Genomic DNA, 18,231 nt, shown 5'->3' with positions numbered 1-18,231 from the left:
CAAAAATGTGGCATTCGTTGTACAAGTTCCCTACAACACGGAGATACGCCCGAAGAGACGCCGATCCACTGCCACACAAACAATTCCCGACAAGTCTATCAGATTGCGCGCGCCGGCTTTGACGGCATGGTAAGGAGGACGCCAGAGGGGCCCGGACTCCAGTCGAAACTGCAGTCCGGGCCCCTCTGTCAGTGGAACAACGCTAACTGTTCACAGGGCTGATCAGCGGAAGTCGCTCGACCCCATGTCGTAGTCATCCAGCGGGATGGCGTGGAACTCGGGGCTGAGTCCGCCGTCGACACCTGCGTAGTCAAAGTCGCTGAACGCGCTCGGACCGGTGAACAGGTTGGCCTTGGCTTCCTCTGTGGGCTCGACCGTGATCTTCGTGTAGCGGTCCAGGCCGGTGCCGGCCGGGATGAGCTTACCGATGATGACGTTCTCCTTCAGGCCGAGCAGCGGATCGCTCTTGCCTTCCATGGCTGCCTGCGTGAGGACACGCGTGGTCTCCTGGAAGGAAGCGGCCGACAGCCAGGACTCCGTGGCGAGCGAGGCCTTCGTGATGCCCATGAGCTCGGGCCGGCCGGAGGCTGGCTTCTTGCCCTCGGAGACCACACGACGGTTCTCGTTCTCGAAGCGACGACGCTCGGCCAGCTCACCGGGGAGCAGGTCGGAGTCGCCGGACTCGATGACCGTGACGCGGCGCAGCATCTGCCGGACGATAACTTCCACGTGCTTGTCGTGGATGCCTACGCCCTGGCTGCGGTACACGCGCTGGACCTCGTCCACCAGGAACTCCTGCGCCTTACGCGGGCCGAGGATACGGAGGATCTGCTTGGGATCAACCGCACCGAAGACCAGCTGCTGGCCGACCTCCACGTGATCGCCGTCGGCAACCAGCAGACGTGCACGCCGCAGTACCGGGTAAGCGATCTCTTCGGAGCCGTCGTCCGGAGTAACCACCAGGCGCAGCTGCTTCTCTGCGTCTTCGATGGTGACCCGCCCTGCGACCTCGGAGATCGGCGCAACACCCTTGGGGGTACGCGCTTCGAACAGCTCCTGGATACGCGGCAGACCCTGGGTGATGTCCTCAGCAGAGGCAACACCACCGGTGTGGAAGGTACGCATCGTCAGCTGGGTACCCGGCTCACCGATGGACTGTGCAGCGATGATGCCGACGGCCTCACCGATGTCCACAGTCTTACCCGTGGCCAGCGAACGGCCGTAGCAGAGTGCACAGGTACCAACACTGGACTCACAGGTCAGAACGGAGCGGATCTTGATGTCCGTCACGCCTGCTTCGAACAGCTTGGTGATCAGCACGTCGCCGACGTCGGAGCCGGCAGGAGCCAGCACCTCGCCCTTGGAATCAACGACGTCGGTAGCCAGCGTGCGTGCGTAAGCCGAGTTCTCGACTTCCTCATGCAGGACGAGCTCGCCGTCGTGGTTCGGTACAGCGATGGTGACGTTCAGGCCGCGCTCGGTACCGCAGTCGTCCTCGCGGACGATGACGTCCTGCGAGACATCCACGAGACGACGGGTCAGGTAACCCGAGTTCGCGGTACGCAGAGCGGTATCGGCAAGACCCTTACGGGCACCGTGCGTGGCGATGAAGTACTCCAGAACCGACAGGCCCTCGCGGTACGAGGACTTGATCGGACGCGGGATGATCTCACCCTTGGGGTTTGCCACCAGGCCGCGGATACCCGCGATCTGACGGACCTGCAGCCAGTTGCCGCGAGCACCGGAGGACACCATGCGGTTGATGGTGTTGTCCTTCGGCATTGCGCCGCGCATGGACTCGGCGACCTCGTTGGTTGCCTTGTTCCAGATGTCGATCAGTTCCTGACGACGCTCCTCATCGGCGATGAGGCCCTTGTCGAACTGTGCCTGAACCTTGGCTGCCTGCGTCTCGTAGCCCTCCATGATTCCGGCCTTGTTGATCGGCGCGGAGATATCGGAGATAGCCACCGTGACGCCCGAGCGTGTTGCCCAGTAGAAGCCGGAGTCCTTCAGGTTGTCCAGCGTCGCAGCAGTGACAACCTTCGGGTAGCGCTCCGCGAGATCGTTGACGATCGTGGAGAGCTCGCCCTTGTCAGCAACCTTCTCAACCCAGGGGTAATCCGCAGGCAGGGTGTCGTTGAACAGGACCTGGCCGAGTGAGGTTTCAATCAGCGCAGGGGTGCCTTCTTCCCAGCCCTCAGGGGCTGCGGTGTCCGGACCCGGGACGAAGTGCGGAACGCGGATCTTCACAACCGAGTTCAGGTGCAGCTCACCGGAATCGAACGCCATGATCGCCTCAGCCGGGCTGGAGAAGACGCGCCCCTCCCCTGCCGAGCCCTCACGCTTGGTGGTGAGGTGGTGCAGGCCGATGATCATGTCCTGCGAAGGCAGGGTCACCGGACGGCCGTCCGACGGCTTCAGGATGTTGTTCGAGGACAGCATCAGGATGCGCGCCTCGGCCTGGGCTTCGGGGCTCAGCGGCAGGTGCACTGCCATCTGGTCGCCGTCGAAGTCAGCGTTGAACGCACCACAGACCAGCGGGTGAAGCTGAAGGGCCTTGCCTTCAACCAGCTGCGGCTCGAACGCCTGGATGCCGAGGCGGTGCAGGGTAGGTGCACGGTTCAGCAGCACAGGGTGTTCGGTGATGATCTCTTCAAGGACATCCCAGACCTGCGGGCGGTAACGCTCGACCATACGCTTGGCGCTCTTGATGTTCTGTGCGTGGTTGAGGTCAACCAGGCGCTTCATCACGAACGGCTTGAAGAGCTCCAGAGCCATCTGCTTGGGCAGACCACACTGGTGCAGCTTCAGCTGCGGGCCGACGACGATGACCGAACGGCCCGAGTAGTCGACGCGCTTGCCGAGCAGGTTCTGACGGAAACGCCCCTGCTTGCCCTTGAGCATGTCGGAGAGCGACTTGAGCGGGCGGTTGCCCGGTCCGGTGACCGGACGGCCGCGGCGGCCATTGTCGAACAGCGAGTCAACAGCTTCCTGGAGCATGCGCTTCTCGTTGTTCACGATGATCTCGGGAGCTCCGAGATCAAGCAGGCGCTTCAGGCGGTTGTTGCGGTTGATCACGCGACGGTACAGGTCATTAAGGTCGGAGGTCGCGAAGCGGCCACCGTCCAGCTGCACCATCGGACGCAGTTCCGGCGGGATCACCGGCACGGCGTCGAGCACCATGCCCAGCGGGCTGTTGGTGGTGGTGAGGAACGCGTTGACAACCTTCAAACGCTTCAGGGCACGCGTCTTGCGCTGGCCCTTGCCGTTCTGGATGATGTCGCGGAGCAGCTCAGCCTCAGCCTGCATATCGAAGTTCTCGAGGCGCTTCTTGATTGCCTCGGCTCCCATGGAGCCTTCGAAGTACAGACCGTAACGGTCGCGCAGTTCGCGGTACAGACCCTCGTCACCTTCAAGGTCTGCGACCTTCAGGTTCTTGAACCGGTCCCAGACCTGCTCGAGGCGCTCGATCTCGGCGTCGGCGCGCTTGCGCAGATTCGCCATCTGGCGGTCAGCGGAGTCGCGTGCCTTCTTCTTGTCAGCTGCCTTGGCGCCCTCACCCTCCAGGCGGGCGAGCTCGTCCTCAAGGTCGCGGGCAAGTGCTGCGATATCGGAGTCGCGCTGGTCGACGAGCTGCTTCTTCTCGAGGTCGTGTTCGGCCTGGAGGTTCGGCAGTTCGGCGTGACGGTTCTCTTCGTCAACCGAGGTGATCATGTAAGCAGCGAAGTAAATGACCTTCTCGAGGTCCTTCGGCGCAAGATCAAGGAGGTAGCCAAGACGCGACGGAACGCCCTTGAAGTACCAGATGTGCGTAACGGGAGCGGCGAGCTCGATGTGGCCCATGCGCTCGCGGCGTACCTTCGCACGGGTGACCTCAACGCCACACCGCTCGCAGATGATGCCCTTGAAGCGCACGCGCTTGTACTTGCCGCAGTAGCATTCCCAGTCACGCGATGGGCCGAAGATCTTCTCGCAGAAGAGTCCGTCCTTCTCAGGCTTGAGCGTGCGGTAGTTGATGGTTTCCGGCTTCTTGACTTCGCCGTACGACCATCCGCGGATCTCTTCCGCGGTGGCCAGGCCGATTCGCATGTGGCCGAATGAGGATTCGCTGGACATATGGTCCCTGTCTCTCTTCTCTAAATTCACAAAGTCTTATGGGTGCGGCAGGGGCTCAGCTGTGCACCGCAGCGGCGATTCATCGCCGGTGCGGTGCGGAAACAGCTAAACCTCTTCGACAGAACTCGGCTCGGCCCGTGAGAGGTCGATGCCCAGTTCTTCCGCGGCCCGGAAGACTTCTTCATCCGAGTCACGCATCTCAATCGTGGTGCCGTCGGTGGAAAGAACTTCCACGTTCAGGCACAGCGACTGCATTTCCTTGATCAGAACCTTGAAGGACTCCGGAACACCCGGTTCCGGGATGTTCTCGCCCTTGACGATTGCCTCGTACACCTTGACGCGTCCATGGATGTCATCCGACTTGATGGTCAGGAGCTCCTGCAGCGTGTACGCCGCACCGTAGGCCTCGAGTGCCCAGACTTCCATCTCACCGAAGCGCTGTCCGCCGAACTGCGCCTTACCACCCAGCGGCTGCTGCGTGATCATCGAGTACGGGCCGGTGGACCGGGCGTGGATCTTGTCGTCCACCAGGTGGTGGAGCTTCAGGATGTACATGTAGCCGACAGAAATCGGATCCGGGAACGGCTCGCCGGAGCGGCCGTCGAACAGCCGCGCCTTGCCGGACTCGCCGATGAGGCGCTCTCCGTCGCGGGTCACGTTCGTGGAGCCGAGCAGGCCGACGATCTCATCCTCGGTAGCGCCGTCGAACACGGGGGTTGCAACGGTGGTCGTCGCGATCTCGCGGGGAAGGTTCGGGAGGTTCTTGAGCCACTCAGGCTCTCCCTCGATCTTCCAGCCCTGCTTGGCAACCCAACCGAGGTGGATCTCCAGCACCTGTCCGACGTTCATACGACCCGGCACACCAAGCGGGTTCAGGACGATGTCGACGGGGGTGCCGTCCTCGAGGAAAGGCATGTCCTCGATCGGAAGGATCTTGGAGATGACACCCTTGTTGCCGTGACGGCCGGCAAGCTTGTCGCCGTCCGTGATCTTGCGCTTCTGGGCAACATAGACGCGGACCAGCTGGTTGACGCCCGGGGGCAGCTCGTCGTCGTTGTCGCGGTCGAAGATGCGAACGCCGATAACGGTGCCCGACTCGCCGTGGGGAACCTTCAGGGAGGTGTCGCGAACCTCGCGGCTCTTCTCACCGAAGATAGCGCGCAGCAGCCGCTCTTCCGGGGTCAGCTCAGTTTCACCCTTGGGGGTGACGCGGCCAACCAGGATGTCGCCGGCTTCCACCTCGGCACCGATGTGGATGATGCCGCGCTCGTCGAGCGCGCCAAGAACCTCTTCGGAGACGTTCGGGATGTCACGCGTGATTTCCTCGGCACCAAGCTTGGTGTCGCGGGCATCGACTTCGTGCTCCTCGATGTGGATCGACGTCAGGACATCGTCGGAAACGATGCGCTGGGACAGGATGATCGCATCCTCGAAGTTGTGGCCTTCCCAGGACATGAACGCAACGAGCATGTTCTTGCCGAGTGCCAGCTCACCCTGATCTGTGGACGGACCGTCCGCAATAATCGTGTTGTACTCAACGCGGTCGCCGTCTGCAACCAGCACGCGCTGGTTGTAGGCGTTGCCCTGGTTGGAGCGCGCGAACTTCATGATCGGGTAGTGGGTCTCGGTGCCGTCGTCGTTCAGGACCGTCACCAGATCAGCCGATACCTCGGAAACCACGCCGGCCTTGTTGGCCGTTACGGCGTCACCGGCGTCGACTGCGGCGTTCTTCTCCATACCGGTTCCCACGAGGGGACGCTCGGAACGGAGCAGGGGCACAGCCTGACGCTGCATGTTCGCACCCATGAGGGCGCGGTTGGCGTCGTCGTGCTCCAGGAACGGGATCATCGCGGTGGCGACGGACACCATCTGGCGCGGGGAAACGTCCATGTACTCAACGTCCGCAGCTTCAACGAGAACAGGCTCGCCCGAACCACCACGGGTACGGACAAGGACCATGTCCTCTTCGAACTTGCTGTTCGCATCGAGCGGTGCGTTTGCCTGGGCGATCAGCCGCTCAACCTCGTCGTCTGCCGTGAGGTAGTCGATCTGCTCCGTGACGATGCCGTTCTCAACCTTGCGGTACGGAGTCTCGATGAAGCCGAACGTGTTGATCCGGCCGTAGGACGCCAGCGAACCGATGAGGCCGATGTTCGGGCCTTCAGGGGTTTCGATGGGGCACATACGTCCGTAGTGGGACGGGTGAACGTCGCGGACTTCCATGCCTGCGCGGTCACGGGACAGACCACCCGGGCCCAGCGCGGACAGGCGACGCTTGTGCGTCAGGCCAGCGAGCGGGTTGTTCTGGTCCATGAACTGCGACAGCTGGGACGTTCCGAAGAACTCCTTGATCGCTGCGACAACCGGACGGATGTTGATCAGGGTCTGCGGCGTGATCGCCTCGACGTCCTGGGTGGTCATCCGCTCACGGACGACGCGCTCCATACGGGACAGGCCGGTACGGACCTGGTTCTCGATGAGCTCGCCGACGGCGCGGATGCGGCGGTTGCCGAAGTGGTCGATGTCGTCGACCTCAACGCGCAGCTCGACGTCTTCGCCCTCGCGCTTACCCGTCAGGGTGGTCTCACCGGCGTGGAGTGCAACCAGGAACTTGATCATCGCAACAATGTCATCGATGTTCAGGACCGAGGCATCCGGATCGCCCAGGTTCTTGTCGATGCCGAGCTTGCGGTTGATCTTGTAACGGCCAACCTTCGCCAGGTCGTAGCGCTTGGCGTTGAAGTACAGGTTGTCCAGCAGCGTCTTCGCAGCCTCGACCGTGGGCGGCTCTCCCGGACGGAGCTTGCGGTAGATGTCCAGCAGGGCATCTTCCTGGGTTTCCGTGGCGTCCTTCTCGAGGGTGGCGCGGATGGAGTCATACTCGCCGAACGTCTCGAGGATCTGGCCTTCGGTCCAGCCGAGGGCCTTCAGCAGGACGGTGACGGACTGCTTGCGCTTGCGGTCAAGGCGAACGCCGACCTGGTCTCGCTTGTCGATCTCGAGCTCGAACCAGGCGCCGCGCGACGGGATGATCTTCGCGCTGAAGATGTCCTTGTCACTGGTCTTGTCCGCAGCGCGCTCGAAGTACGCACCGGGGGAACGAACGAGCTGGGAGACAACGACACGCTCGGTGCCGTTGATGACGAACGTGCCCTTCTCGGTCATCAGCGGGAAGTCACCCATGAACACGGTCTGCTGCTTGATTTCGCCCGTGTTGTTGTTCATGAACTCGGCCTTGACGTAGAGCGGAGCCGCGTAGGTGGCGTCGCGGTCCTTGCACTCGGCCATGGTGTACTTCGGGTCAGCGAATTCAGGCTCCGAGAAGCTCAGGGACATGGTGCCCTGGAAGTCCTCGATCGGAGAGATCTCTTCGAAGATGTCAGCGAGGCCGGAAGTGGTGGCCACACCCTGGAGACCCTGCTCCAGCGCCTCTTCCACGCGCGCCTTCCAGCGCTCGTTGCCTACCAGCCAGTCAAAGCTGTCGGTCTGCAGGGCGAGAAGATTGGGAACATCCAGAGGTTCATGAATCTTTGCGAATGATAGCCGGGGTGCGGCGCCGTCGGCGTCGACCTGGCTGGTAGCGGTTGCATTAAGTGAGGTGCTCGGGGCGACCAAGAGGGATCCTTCCACAGACCAACAGGCGTGTTCTTACGATCACTCCCCGCACCAATAGGTGCCAACCTGACGCCCACATCCGCTCTCGGTTACAACCCGCAGGGAAACCAACTGGGTAACCGATGGGACTGTCCGTTAAATGACGAATGCGTGGCAAAGCCCACCGCTATATGAAGGCTGAGGTTATGAGGGAAGACGCAAATATCTACTGTACGTCAGGGCAGCGACAATGTCCAACCGGATGTGGTATACGGGTTCGGTCGGTGTTGCCGGCTCTGATGACCACTTCAGTGAATGGTCATTAGCTGGAATAGGGATTCCCTCCGGTAACGTTAAACCCAGGGCGGAACCCCAGTGCGCCATCAGCGCCATGCCCCTGCAATTCAATGACGAAAGCGAGCGGAACTTCCGATGAACAGCCTTGAGCAATCCCCCCAGGACGTCGTCATCGTAGGCGGTGCACGAACACCGCAAGGCCGGCTCAACGGACAGTTGGCGGCTTTCACCGCCGTCGAACTCGGAGCCTTCGCCATCACCGGAGCGCTCGAGCGCTCCGGCGTCGCAGCCGCCGACGTCGACGCCGTCATCATGGGCCATGTGGTGCAGGCCGGTTGCGGCCAGAATCCGGCACGGCAGACCTCCATCAAGGCCGGTATCGGTTGGGATGTTCCCACGGTGACCATCAACAAGGTGTGCCTCTCGGGCCTCACCGCTGTGATCGACGCCGCCCGCCTGATCCGAAGCGGCGAGGCAAGCGTCGTCGTCGCCGGCGGCCAGGAATCCATGACCCGGGGGCCGCACCTTCTGCCCGGCGCGCGGCAGGGCTGGACTTACGGAACCATGCCCGCCGTCGACTCCGTTGCGCATGACGGCCTTACCGACGCTTTTGACCAGGAGTCCATGGGCGCTTCGACCGAGCGCGGCAACACCGGGCTCGGCATCGACCGGACGGCACAGGACGAGGTAGCGGCGTCGTCGCACCAGCGTGCTGCAGCTGCCACCGAGGCGGGAGTTTTTAAGGACGAGATCGTCTCCGTGCACGTGCCGCAGCGCAAAGGTGATGACATCGTCGTATCCACGGATGAAGGGGTACGGCCGAATACGACAGTCGAGACGCTCGGTGGTCTGAAGCCCGCCTTCGCGAAGGACGGAACCATCACCGCGGGCAATTCCTCTCCCCTGTCCGACGGCGCGGCAGCACTGGTGCTCACCAGCCGCGGAAACGCTGAGGCCAACGGCTGGGAAGTCCTCGCTGTCGTCGGGCGCCCGGGACAGGTGGCCGGCCCGGACAACTCGCTGCATTCCCAGCCATCACGCGCAATTGAACAAGCGCTCGACCGCGCCGGCTGGAGCACGGCAGACCTCGACTTCGTGGAGATCAACGAGGCTTTCGGTTCAGTTGCCTGCCAGTCGCTGAAAGATCTGGACCTGCCGCTTGAGAAGTGCAACATCCACGGCGGAGCGATTGCGCTGGGGCACCCCATCGGCGCCTCCGGAGCACGGCTTGCCCTGCATGCCGCGATGGAACTGCAGCGCAGGGGCAGCGGAAAGGCGGCAGTGTCACTCTGCGGAGGCGGCGGCCAGGGCGAGGCCGTACTGCTGTACCGCAACTGACCCTTCCTGGCTGGAAACACGAAACAACCCCGGAACCAAACGGTTCCGGGGTTGTTTCGTGAAGAGGAACTTACTTGAGGGTGACGGTGGCGCCGGCAGCCTCGAGGGACTCCTTGGCCTTTTCCGCCGCTTCCTTGTTTGCACCTTCGAGGACAGCCTTGGGTGCGCTGTCAACCAGGTCCTTGGCTTCCTTGAGGCCGAGGGAGGTGAGGGCGCGAACTTCCTTGATCACTGCGATCTTCTTGTCGCCGGCAGCTTCGAGGACAACGTCGAAGGAGTCCTTCTCTTCCTCGGCAGCTTCGCCTGCTCCGCCACCGGCGGGGCCTGCAACTGCAACTGCAGCAGCGGTGACATCGAAGGTCTCCTCGAACAGCTTTACGAAGTCCGAGAGTTCGATGATGGACAGTTCCTTGAAGGCTTCAATGAGCTCTTCGTTGGTGAGCTTCGCCATGGCTAAAGCATCCTTCCTGAAATGGTGCGTGCGGCACCGGGAGATTGGTGGGGAAGAGAATTACTTCTCTTCGGGGGAAGCTGCTTCTTCGGCAGCCTCGGCAGGTGCGGCATCCGCTGCTGCGGGTGCTTCCTCTGCCGCGGGAGCAACGGCCTCGGCTGCAGGTGCAGCGTCCCCGTTTTCCTCCAGCTTGATGCGCAGGGCATCGACGGTGCGGGCAAGCGCGGACATGGGTGCCTTGAGCACACCTGCCACACGGGCCAGCTGGAACTCACGCGACTCAAGAGCAGCAAGTGCGGTTACCGCCGAGGCGTCGAGGGACTTGCCCTCGAAGTAACCGGTCTTGATGACGAGCTGTGGGTTGGTCTTCGCGAAATCCGTCAGGCTCTTTGCCGCAGCAACGGCGTCACCCTTGATGAAGGCGATTGCAGTGGGGCCGGCAAGCTGGCCATCGAACGCGTCGATGCCGGCTTCCTTGGCTGCAATGCCAGTCAGGGTGTTCTTGACGACAGCGTATTTGGTTTCTGCGCCGAGCGAGCGACGCAGTTCCTTGAGCTGTGCAACGGAGAGCCCACGGTATTCGGTTAGGACAGCAGCAGTGGATTCCTTGAAATCGGTGGTGATTTCATCCACGGCCGAAACCTTTGTTGGCGTTGCCATAACCCTCCTTCCGGGGAATTGGTGCCGGTGAGCGGATCCAATAAAAAACGCCCCGCGCAGATGCACGGGGCTGGACCACAGCAGGGCCTATTGCTCTGCGGAAGGAGTAGCTTCGTTCACCTGCGCTGGCCGCCCTGAACGGGAACTTTCAGATGAACACCTAAGCAGCTGAACAGGTTCAGAGGCTTTATGGTGATCATCGACCGACGGTCTTTGGTGTTTCAAGCTTACGGGACAGGCACGGGCCGGCCAAATCGGCCGACCCGCCCCTACTGGTTACGGAGTCTCCAGCTTCTTTTGCCAGGCGGCCGTGTAGCCTTCCGGTGTGAATCCCAGCTCGATGTTCACGTCCAGCATGTGCCGGTTCTCCTCGGCATTCCAGGTGTAGATCCGCTGCGTTTCGGGCCAGACCTCCTGGACGGCAAGCAGGTTCGCTGCCTTCAGCAACATCCCAAGCCGGTGACCACGATGGGAGGAAAGTACCAGGGTGTCCTCCTGGTAGACGATCTCCGGTTTCTCGGCCCGCCTCTCAAGGATTGTATGACCGACAAGCCGACCGCTCGGCCTGTGCAGCACGGCCCGGACAAGGCTGCTGCCGCCCTCTCGCGCGAGCCGGTCCTCACCCTCGCGCACCCGCGGGCCGTCCCAGACCTCCTCTTCCCAGTCCAACTCCCCCATGGGGACATCCGTGCTCATGGTCTTGCGCAGTTGCGCGTATTGCTCAAGCAACTCGTCCGGGCAGTGATCAACCCAATCGACGACGGCGTAGCCTGATCCCGCGGTGCGAGCGGCCGCGGCGGCAAGCGCACTGAGGCGATCGCTATCCCAGTCGGCAGGAAGAACACTGCAGCGGTCCACCTGCGCCAGGGCGTATCCATGCTTTGTGGCGAACCTGGCCGCCAGAGCAGAAGCGGGAAAGGCTCCTGCTCCTGTTGCCGGAGTGAGCGCGTCGGTCGGATCGAAGCCGGCGCGGGCGTCCGTCCACCCCATGATGGTGGAGCGTCCGTGCTGCCGTGCGTGATCCTCTACGGCTGCGTGAAGCGCCGAGCCCAGCCCTGCTCCGCGACGTTCAGGATGGACCATGACCAGTGCGTAGCAGGTCTGGAGATTGTCCGTCAGCGGTACATCGACCACAGCCTTGCCGACCACCCGCTCGCCCTCGAAGGCGAGAAATGTGGTGCGCTTCTCGTAATTGTTCGGCCTGGAGCTTTCCAGACGAATTTCAGGTGTGTGGCAGTGGTCGTCATTGCCCCACACCTCGCGCTCGACGAGGTTGCTGAGATCAGAGGCCGCGATGAACGGGAGGGCCTCCGGAACGTCCAGGGAGGACGGGAGCGCATACGGCCTGATAGTCACATCGGTGATGGTCATGGTCATCATCATCACTCAGCGATTGGGAACTGTCAATCAGTTTTCGAGCGAGTTTCTTGAGCGGCCCCTCACGAGGCGCACATACGAAAAGGGCGGGTGCAGCAATCGCTGCACCCGCCCTTTTGATCAGTCGCTTATGCGTCTGCGAGAACCTTGGTGACGTTGGGATCCACCGAGATGCTCGGTCCGAAGGTGGTGGTAACCGTTGCCTTCTGGATGTAACGGCCCTTTGATGCCGACGGCTTCAGGCGAAGCACTTCCTCCAGCGCAATGGCGTAGTTTTCGGCCAGCTTGCGCTCGTCGAAGGACACCTTGCCGATGATGAAGTGGAGGTTGGAGTGCTTGTCGACGCGGAAGTCGATCTTTCCACCCTTGATGTCGTTGACAGCCTTGGTGACGTCAGGGGTTACCGTTCCGGTCTTCGGGTTCGGCATGAGGTTACGGGGACCCAGTACCTTTCCGAGACGGCCAACCTTGCCCATGAGGTCAGGGGTAGCGACTGCTGCGTCGAAATCGACCCAGCCGCCGGCTACCTTCTCGATCATGTCGTCGGAACCGACGAAGTCCGCGCCTGCTGCGATTGCCGCTTCGGCCTTGTCACCGGTTGCGAAGACCAGGACGCGCTTGGTCTTGCCGGTGCCGTGCGGCAGGTTGACGGTGCCGCGCACCATCTGGTCTGCCTTGCGGGGATCAACGCCGAGGCGGAAAGCCACCTCGATGGTTGCGTCGAATGACGAAGGGTTGGTTTCCTTCGCCAGGGCTACTGCCTCTACCGGCGCGTACTGCTTGTTCGCGTCGATCTTGGCGGCAGCTGCCTCATATGCTTTGCTGCGCTTTGCCATCTGCTTCTTTCTCCTTATGCAGTCGTGGTCTGCGGACCGCGCTCGGCCCTGCCACAGACATTCCGAGCCGAGAAGGCTCGGTGTCTTAGATGAATGGTGAGTAGATCAGAATTAATCTACGGTGCTCGATTGTCGACTAACTTGCGGGGCTTACTCCCGGCGGATCCTCGTTCCTCGGCTCCACCGTACGTAAACTCCTCGTTAGTCGACGGTGATGCCCATCGACCGGGCGGTACCGGCGATGATCTTGGCTGCTGCCTGAACATCGTTGGCGTTGAGGTCTTCCATCTTCATGGTGGCGATTTCCTCAACCTGCGCGCGGGTCAGCTTGGCAACCTTGACGGTGTGCGGCGTAGCCGAGCCCTTCTGTACGCCGGCAGCCTTCTTGATCAGCTCGGCGGCCGGAGGGGTCTTGGTGACGAAGGTGAACGAGCGATCCTCGTACACCGTGATTTCAACGGGGATAACGTTCCCGCGCTGGGATTCTGTTGCGGCGTTGTACGCCTTGCAGAACTCCATGATGTTGACACCGTGCTGACCAAGTGCAGGACCGATCGGAGGAGCCGGGTTGGCGGCGCCTGCGTTGATCTGCAGCTTGATGAGGCCGGTGACCTTCTTCTTGGGGGCCATGAAAGGGTCCTTTTCTTACATTTCGTTCCTCGGGACAGGAGCGTCCCGGGGATGGTGACCGCCATGGCGTGGCGGCCGGCCGTCCTGACGGGCCAAAGCGAACCCGACGAGGACGAAACTTACCTGGTCTATTGAATCTTGGTGACCTGGTTGAACGAGAGCGTAACCGGAGTCTCGCGCTCGAAGATCGAAACCAGCACAACCAACTGCTGCGATTCCGGCTTGATCTCGGAGATGGTGGCCGGGAGGGTCTCGAACGGGCCCTCGTTGACCGTCACGGACTCGCCCACTTCAAAGTTCACCAGGGTGGGTGTGGCCTGGGCGCGTGCCGGCTTGCCAGCCTCGGAGCCGCTCTTCACGATGGTGTGCTCCAGCATCGAGAAGACTTCTTTGAGGCTCAGCGGCACCGGATCATGCGCGTTCCCCACGAAGCCGGTCACACCCGGAGTGTGGCGAACGGCGCCCCACGATTCATCAGTGAGATCCATGCGCACCAGGACGTAGCCGGGGATACGGACGCGGTTGACGATCTTGCGCGTCGTGTTCTTGATTTCCACGACTTCTTCCATGGGCACCTGGATTTCGAAGATGTAATCTTCCATGTCCAGGGTCTGGATACGGGTTTCCAGGTTGGCCTTCACGCGGTTCTCGTAACCGGCGTAGGAGTGGATCACGTACCAGTCGCCTTCCTGGCGACGCAGCTTTGCCTTGAAATCGGCCACTGGGTCAACTTCGGGTTCCTGGGCCTCGTCTGCGTCACTGCCGGATGCTTCCTCCGAGGAATCTCCGGACGATTCCTCCGTGGAGCCCTCGGCTGCTTCCCCAGCTTCCTCACCGGAGTCACCAACAGGCTCATCCGCTGAATCTTCGTCGAAGGAGACGTCATCGCTGTCCGCGGGCGCAGCGGCATCAGCAGGGGCGTCTTCCGCACCTGCTGCAGTTACCTGATCCTCGGTACCCAGATCTTCCTCGTCGGTTGTGATCTGTCGTTCGAGTTCTTGCTCGGACACCTAGCTGCCTGCTTTCTGGATTGCTGTGCTTGCTCGATACTGCCGCTGGAGGGCAGAAACTAGCTTTCGCCGCCGAAGACCCATACCGCGCCGGTGCCGAACAGGAAGTCCAAAGCGGTCACGATAAGGATCATGATGATCACGAACACCAACACTGTGATGGTGAAGCGGATCAGTTCCTTGCGGGTGGGTACAACCACCTTGCGCATTTCGGCGATGACCTGCCGTACAAAAAGGATGATCCGGCCGAAGAATCCGCGCTTGGGATTCTGCTTGTCGGCGGGGCTTCCCTTGGAGCTGCTCGCAGCCGTATCGGTCACCTTCAACCTCACCAATCTTGTAGGTATCTGAGCTGGCCGCACTGACCCATCACTCATAGAGCGTTCAACGCCGCACTGCCGCATGCTGACCATGACGGTGATGCGCAGGGCAGACAGGACTCGAACCTGCAACCTGCGGTTTTGGAGACCGCTGCGCTACCAATTGCGCCACTACCCTTTGGAATGAAACTTCGCCGATGCCCAATACCTCCTGCGAAAACTCCGCAGCGCAGGCACGAACCATCGTGGCGACTTCAACACCGAGGAACTAGTCTACGCAATCAGGGACGCAACGTCGAACCGGGCCGGGCGGGCGTTCACGGACATCTTCGCAGCCTGTCATTCAACGCATGCCGACCGGCTGTGTTCAGGGGTGAAGCCCTAAGCTGGGAGAAGGATCCACCCCCGACCCACCCCAGCTCCAACCACCTCAACTGATGGGAAGACTATGACTGCCGCTGACGCCCCGTCCCAGCATGCCAACGGACGCGTGTCCCGGCGAATCGCCGCCATCGCTGAATCCGCAACCCTTGCCGTGGATGCGAAGGCAAAGGCGCTCAAGGCCGCCGGACGTCCTGTGATCGGCTTCGGTGCCGGCGAGCCGGACTTCCCCACCCCGGACTACATCGTGGATGCAGCCGTCGACGCCGCGCGGCAGCCCCGGTTTCACCGCTACTCCCCCGCGGGCGGGCTGCCCGAACTGAAGCAGGCCATCGCAGAGAAGACACTGCGTGATTCGGGCTACCAGGTTGACCCGGCGCAGGTGCTGGTGACCAACGGCGGCAAGCAGGCAGTCTATGAATCCTTCGCAACGCTGCTCGATCCCGGCGACGAGGTGCTGGTTCCAACCCCCTACTGGACCACGTATCCGGAAGCGATCCGGCTTGCCGACGGCATCCCGGTCGAGGTTTTCGCGGGCCCCGAGCAGTCCTACCTGGTAACCGTCGACCAGCTGGAGGCAGCGCGTACACCGCGGACAAAGGTTCTGCTCTTCGTCTCTCCGTCAAACCCGACCGGGTCGGTGTATTCCCCGGAACAGGTCCGCGAGATCGGTGAGTGGGCTGCCGGCCATGGCCTCTGGGTAGTGACGGACGAAATTTACGAACACCTGACGTACGACGACGTCCCGTTCACCTCCATTGCCACGGCGGCGCCCTCGCTGGGGGACCGCGTAGTGATCCTCAACGGGGTGGCCAAGACGTACGCAATGACCGGCTGGCGCGTGGGTTGGATGATCGGCCCGAAGGACGTGGTGAAGGCGGCCACCAACCTGCAGTCGCACGCAACGTCCAACGTCGCCAACGTTTCCCAGATGGCAGCTCTCGCCGCTGTATCCGGACCACTGACCGCGGTTGAGGAGATGAAGCAGTCCTTCGACCGCCGTCGTCGTGCAATGGTTTCCGGACTGAACGCGATTGACGGTGTCCAGTGCCCCACACCGCATGGTGCTTTCTACGCGTACGCGGATGTGCGGGAGCTCTTGGGGCGCGAGCTCGCCGGCGCAAGGCCGCTCACCTCGGCCGAACTGGCAGCTTTGGTCCTCGACACCGTCGAGGTTGCTGTGGTTCCGGGTGAAGCCTTTGGGCCGAGCGGATTCATCCGTCTTTCCTACGCGCTTGGCGATGAGGATCTTGCAACGGGCGTAAGCAGACTCCAGGAGTTCCTCGGTTCAGCGCGCTGACGCGCTGTTGCCGCGCTGATCAGAGCAGACGGCGCTCCGCCGCCCAGCGCGTGAGTTCGTGCCGGGAGGAGAGCTGCAGCTTCCGCAGCACAGCCGAAACGTGTGTTTCCACGGTTTTGATGGAGATGAACAACTCCTTCGCAACCTCCTTGTAGCTGTAGCCGCGGGCGATCAGCCGCATCACTTCGAGCTCCCGCGCGGAAAGCCGGTCCAGTTCGCTGTCGGCCGCCGCTACGGCAGCCGTGCCGAAGGCGTCGAGGACGAACCCGGCCAGTCGCGGTGAAAACACTGCGTCTCCGGACGCCACGCGCAGCACCGCGTCGGAGATGTCGGCGCCCGTAATGGTCTTCGTGACATATCCGCGGGCCCCTGCCCGGATGACGGTCACTACATCTTCGGCCGAATCGGAAACGCTGAGTGCGAGGAACCGTGTGGACTGGCGGACGTCGCCGCATCCCGCAATCACCTCGGCACCGCCGCCTCCCCTGCCCCCGGGCAGGTGGACGTCAAGGAGGACAACCTGAGGCTGCTGCGCGCAGATGACCGCGATCGCTTCCTCGACGGTGGCTGCCTCGCCGACCACCTGGACACGGCTGTCGAGGTCCGCCTTCACTCCGGACCGGAAAATGGCATGGTCATCGACGACGACGACGGTGATCGGCTCAGTCATGGGGAACTCCTGCTTCCTCTTCGGGCATGGTCAGGTGCACTTCGGTCCCCGCGTCCGAGCTGCGGATCCGGGCAGTGCCGCCATGGCGCTGCATGCGGTTGATCACCGACTCCCGGATGCCGAGGCGGTCGGGCGGAACCGTGTCCAGGTCGAACCCGGCGCCGCGGTCGCGGACGAACACCTGCGAAACAGCGCTCCCTGCCTCGAGGTAGATGGAGACGGCACCGCCGGCATGTTTCGCTGCGTTGAGGATGGCCTCGCGTGTGGCCTGCACCAGCGCCTCCTGGCGGGGCGTCATGGGCGTGTCGCCGACGGATACGACGTCGACGGGATGCCCGTATGCCTCTTCCACCTCCGCTGCCACCGCCTTGATGCGGTCCGCGAGGTTGCCTGTTCGCTCCGCCGTGTCGGCATAGAGCCAGCGCCGCAGCTCCCGCTCCTGCGCGCGTGCCAGCCGGACAACGTCCTGCTCGGAGGCAGCGCGGTTCTGGATCAGCGCCAGGGTCTGCAGCACCGAATCATGGAGGTGCGCAGCAATTTCCGCCCGCTGGGTTTCGCGCACGCGGGCGGCCCGTTCCGCCTCAAGGTCTTTCCAGAACTTCAGGCCCCAGGGCGCCAGGACGAGCCCAACACCGCCCAGCACGGCCGCCGTTGCCAGCAGCACCGGCCAGGTGAACTCCCAGGACAGCGAGCCGGAAACAAGGATCAGCAGCCCCACCATCACGAGGACCAGACCCGCTGCCAGCCGGGCCACACCTTCAGCCCGGGTGGCGCCCGCATGGTCCATCAGCCGGGTACGGCGCGCCTCATCGAGCTGGGACCAGGCGAGGACCGCGCCGAGCGCCACGGCAGCAACCGGCACCAGCCAGCCCCACTGGACTGACACCCCAAGCTGCTGGGCAACGAAAGCCGCAGCCACCACTAACAGCCCGACGCCGATCATCACCTCACGGCCGCCTGCCGTACCGAAAGATCGACCCTGTCTCATCTCCGCGCCGGCAAGGACCGGCGCGCCCAGACGCAGGCCGGCGGGCGTGGCCACGCCCCGCCGTCGTTCTTCAGCCGTTGGAACCAGCAGCCACAGCCAGCCATAGAGAACGACGCCGGCACCGCCCACCAGCGCGAGCGCCACCATTCCGATGCGGGCTGCCCGCAGCGAGACTCCGAGGTGAGCAGCCAGCCCCGCGCAGACGCCCGCAATGAGGGCATCGTTCGAACGCAGCAGCGGGGGTCTCATGGGTCAATCCAAGC

General features: G+C 62.7%; 13 protein-coding genes and 1 tRNA gene. 2 read left to right on the top strand and 12 right to left on the bottom strand.

The genetic code is table 11. The features are described from left to right. Window positions 1–222: 222 nt before the first annotated feature. Window positions 223–4,116, bottom strand: a complete 3,894-nt coding sequence (locus tag Q0877_RS08820) for a DNA-directed RNA polymerase subunit beta' (RefSeq protein WP_299167058.1) — start codon at window positions 4,114–4,116, stop codon at window positions 223–225. Between the two features lie 105 nt (window positions 4,117–4,221). After that, window positions 4,222–7,731, bottom strand: a complete 3,510-nt coding sequence (gene rpoB, locus Q0877_RS08815; protein WP_299167057.1) for a DNA-directed RNA polymerase subunit beta — start codon at window positions 7,729–7,731, stop codon at window positions 4,222–4,224. A 411-nt stretch (window positions 7,732–8,142) separates the two neighbouring features. Between rpoB and Q0877_RS08810 the strand changes: the two genes are divergently transcribed. Then, complete coding sequence (locus Q0877_RS08810; RefSeq protein ID WP_299167056.1) at window positions 8,143–9,345, top strand: acetyl-CoA C-acetyltransferase; 1,203 nt, start codon at window positions 8,143–8,145, stop codon at window positions 9,343–9,345. 70 nt (window positions 9,346–9,415) lie between these two features. Here the strand turns inward: Q0877_RS08810 and rplL are convergent, their stop codons facing one another. The 8 genes from rplL to Q0877_RS08770 form a co-directional block, all read right to left on the bottom strand. Continuing rightward, entirely contained in the window at window positions 9,416–9,796 is a 381-nt protein-coding gene (gene rplL, locus Q0877_RS08805) for a 50S ribosomal protein L7/L12 (RefSeq protein WP_299167054.1), read from the bottom strand. A 60-nt stretch (window positions 9,797–9,856) separates the two neighbouring features. Continuing rightward, window positions 9,857–10,456 (bottom strand): 50S ribosomal protein L10, encoded by a 600-nt coding sequence (gene rplJ, locus Q0877_RS08800; RefSeq protein WP_299167053.1) that lies wholly within the window; start codon window positions 10,454–10,456, stop codon window positions 9,857–9,859. A gap of 276 nt (window positions 10,457–10,732) precedes the next feature. Next, on the bottom strand, window positions 10,733–11,827 hold the full coding sequence (locus Q0877_RS08795) for a GNAT family N-acetyltransferase (RefSeq protein ID WP_299167052.1): 1,095 nt from the start codon (window positions 11,825–11,827) through the stop codon (window positions 10,733–10,735). Between the two features lie 134 nt (window positions 11,828–11,961). After that, window positions 11,962–12,669, bottom strand: a complete 708-nt coding sequence (gene rplA / locus Q0877_RS08790; RefSeq protein WP_299167051.1) for a 50S ribosomal protein L1 — start codon at window positions 12,667–12,669, stop codon at window positions 11,962–11,964. Between the two features lie 201 nt (window positions 12,670–12,870). Further along, complete coding sequence (rplK, locus tag Q0877_RS08785) at window positions 12,871–13,299, bottom strand: 50S ribosomal protein L11 (protein WP_299167049.1); 429 nt, start codon at window positions 13,297–13,299, stop codon at window positions 12,871–12,873. A gap of 128 nt (window positions 13,300–13,427) precedes the next feature. Then, window positions 13,428–14,309 carry a transcription termination/antitermination protein NusG gene (gene nusG, locus Q0877_RS08780; RefSeq protein WP_299167048.1) on the bottom strand — a complete coding sequence of 294 codons (882 nt, stop codon included), beginning with the start codon at window positions 14,307–14,309 and terminating at the stop codon, window positions 13,428–13,430. Window positions 14,310–14,368: 59 nt separating this feature from the next. After that, on the bottom strand, window positions 14,369–14,629 hold the full coding sequence (secE, locus tag Q0877_RS08775) for a preprotein translocase subunit SecE (RefSeq protein ID WP_299167047.1): 261 nt from the start codon (window positions 14,627–14,629) through the stop codon (window positions 14,369–14,371). Window positions 14,630–14,734: 105 nt separating this feature from the next. After that, a tRNA-Trp gene (locus tag Q0877_RS08770) sits at window positions 14,735–14,807 on the bottom strand. 270 nt (window positions 14,808–15,077) lie between these two features. On the opposite strand from Q0877_RS08770, the gene Q0877_RS08765 reads away from it, so the two are divergent. Further along, window positions 15,078–16,310 (top strand): pyridoxal phosphate-dependent aminotransferase, encoded by a 1,233-nt coding sequence (locus tag Q0877_RS08765; protein WP_299167046.1) that lies wholly within the window; start codon window positions 15,078–15,080, stop codon window positions 16,308–16,310. 19 nt (window positions 16,311–16,329) lie between these two features. On the opposite strand, the gene Q0877_RS08760 is transcribed toward Q0877_RS08765, so the two are convergent. After that, window positions 16,330–16,980 carry a response regulator transcription factor gene (locus Q0877_RS08760; protein WP_299167045.1) on the bottom strand — a complete coding sequence of 217 codons (651 nt, stop codon included), beginning with the start codon at window positions 16,978–16,980 and terminating at the stop codon, window positions 16,330–16,332. Then, complete coding sequence (locus Q0877_RS08755) at window positions 16,973–18,217, bottom strand: ATP-binding protein (RefSeq protein ID WP_299167044.1); 1,245 nt, start codon at window positions 18,215–18,217, stop codon at window positions 16,973–16,975. The genes Q0877_RS08760 and Q0877_RS08755 overlap by 8 nt, the downstream gene beginning before the upstream one ends. Window positions 18,218–18,231 lie beyond the last annotated feature (14 nt).

The sequence above is a fragment of the uncultured Arthrobacter sp. genome (genome assembly GCF_947495145.1).
Lineage (GTDB): Bacteria > Actinomycetota > Actinomycetes > Actinomycetales > Micrococcaceae > Arthrobacter_D.
Note: the sequence above shows the minus strand (reverse complement) of the source record. Positions and strands in the feature narration are given on the sequence as shown.

What these genes read in the sequence shown, in the direction of transcription:
- rplL (WP_299167054.1), bottom strand. Translation starts at nt 9,796, where the DNA reads ATGGCGAAGCTCACCAACGAAGAGCTCATTGAAGCCTTCAAGGAACTG.
- Q0877_RS08760 (WP_299167045.1), bottom strand. Translation starts at nt 16,980, where the DNA reads ATGACTGAGCCGATCACCGTCGTCGTCGTCGATGACCATGCCATTTTC.
- rplA (WP_299167051.1), bottom strand. Translation starts at nt 12,669, where the DNA reads ATGGCAAAGCGCAGCAAAGCATATGAGGCAGCTGCCGCCAAGATCGAC.
- Q0877_RS08795 (WP_299167052.1), bottom strand. Translation starts at nt 11,827, where the DNA reads ATGACCATCACCGATGTGACTATCAGGCCGTATGCGCTCCCGTCCTCC.
- Q0877_RS08820 (WP_299167058.1), bottom strand. Translation starts at nt 4,116, where the DNA reads ATGTCCAGCGAATCCTCATTCGGCCACATGCGAATCGGCCTGGCCACC.
- rplJ (WP_299167053.1), bottom strand. Translation starts at nt 10,456, where the DNA reads ATGGCAACGCCAACAAAGGTTTCGGCCGTGGATGAAATCACCACCGAT.
- Q0877_RS08810 (WP_299167056.1), top strand. Translation starts at nt 8,143, where the DNA reads ATGAACAGCCTTGAGCAATCCCCCCAGGACGTCGTCATCGTAGGCGGT.
- Q0877_RS08755 (WP_299167044.1), bottom strand. Translation starts at nt 18,217, where the DNA reads ATGAGACCCCCGCTGCTGCGTTCGAACGATGCCCTCATTGCGGGCGTC.
- rplK (WP_299167049.1), bottom strand. Translation starts at nt 13,299, where the DNA reads ATGGCCCCCAAGAAGAAGGTCACCGGCCTCATCAAGCTGCAGATCAAC.
- Q0877_RS08765 (WP_299167046.1), top strand. Translation starts at nt 15,078, where the DNA reads ATGACTGCCGCTGACGCCCCGTCCCAGCATGCCAACGGACGCGTGTCC.